The organism is Gilliamella sp. A7 (assembly GCF_002142015.1).
Taxonomy (GTDB): Bacteria; Pseudomonadota; Gammaproteobacteria; order Enterobacterales; family Orbaceae; genus Gilliamella; species Gilliamella apis_A.
In genome coordinates this window covers 1-1,320 of the sequence record NZ_NASN01000105.1, presented here as the reverse complement: position 1 = coordinate 1,320, position 1,320 = coordinate 1, and the positions used below count along the sequence as shown (strand labels likewise).

Below are 1,320 nucleotides of genomic sequence, written 5' to 3'. Positions count from 1 at the left end.
TTCACTTCACCCAGTAAATTCGCCGGTGCATCTCGGTAGTTATAATCCTGTACTTTTACCGACGCTTCTACCATTTGACTGTGTAATGACATATCCCAGACACTTTCAACGCCGTTATCCAATGTGCCACTCGGTTGTTTGCAGACAATATCGGCCACCTGCTGATAACCTTGTTCATAATCACTGATAACCATCACATCACAATTGTGTTCACCATGCGCTTCAAAACGGAAATAGACCCCCACATCAGCAAGCAGTCTTTGAATAAACTCAAGGTCACTCTCCTGCCACTGGGTGATAAACTCACGCTCGGGGTATTGCTCTTTAAGCGCCAAACGATAATCAATCCCTGTATAACCATGACCACGTAATACCTCTTCAACCACACTAATAACGCTTTGATTTTGAAAAATGGCACAGTGATGACTTAATGACAATTTAGCCAATTGCGATGATAAAACAACCTGATAACGGGCTTCGTCGTTACTGACCGAAAGCTGACTAAACTGAGTAATTACACCATAAAGGGTGCGAGAGCCCCCCTGAGATAATAATGAGTTTAATAAATTGAGCGGGTTGAGCTGGGTTAAAGCGTTAAGTGAATCAAGTGGATTGGTTTGTTTAAATTTATCTAACTGCTTTAATGGCTCAGATGGTTTTAATGCATCTAAAGCATTAGCGGGGGTTAAGGAATTAAGTGCTTTAAGTCCTTTATTCGCAAAACCACTTAAATTATTAGGATTAGCCGAGTTAAAAATCAAATGGCCATTTTGATTAAGAAATGCCTCAACAGACAGATGTTTATCCGAACTCGTAAAGGTAATGGTGTAATGCCAGGGCTGGTTAAGCTGCTCATGACCCTCAACCTGTAAGACTGAAACCTCGGCCGATAAACCATCAATATTCAACGTATAACGATTGTGACTCGCTCTATTAACTAAACCTTGCTTTAAACCAGAACTTAAACCTGAAGTTAGACCTGAAGTTAAACCATTGTCTAATTGATTGACCAGATCGGTGAATCTTTTATCCATGTTACCCTCAATATATTTTATATATATAGCAAATACAACTGTGTTTTATTGAACTTTTTTATGGTTATTAATTATTATTTGACATCATTTTTACCTAACTAATTTGTGATTGGTATAAATGTTGCCGATAGGTAGTGGAATATAAAAATTATGCAGAACTAAAAATACGCTAAGTAGTATATAAAATACCGTGCTTAACGTATTTTGCAACCTTTTTTTAAAATTAGCTAAATTTAGATGAATTCTCTGACACACTGATATAATTAATTAACAAAAAATAATTAAA

General features: G+C 36.8%; 1 protein-coding gene. It reads right to left on the bottom strand.

Annotation, left to right across the window (positions count from 1 at the left end; all coding sequences use genetic code 11):
• Positions 1-1,034, bottom strand: a 1,034-nt coding sequence (locus tag B6D18_RS12330; RefSeq protein ID WP_144064007.1) for a type VI secretion system Vgr family protein, incomplete at its 3' end; no start/stop codon positions are given.
• Positions 1,035-1,320 lie beyond the last annotated feature (286 nt).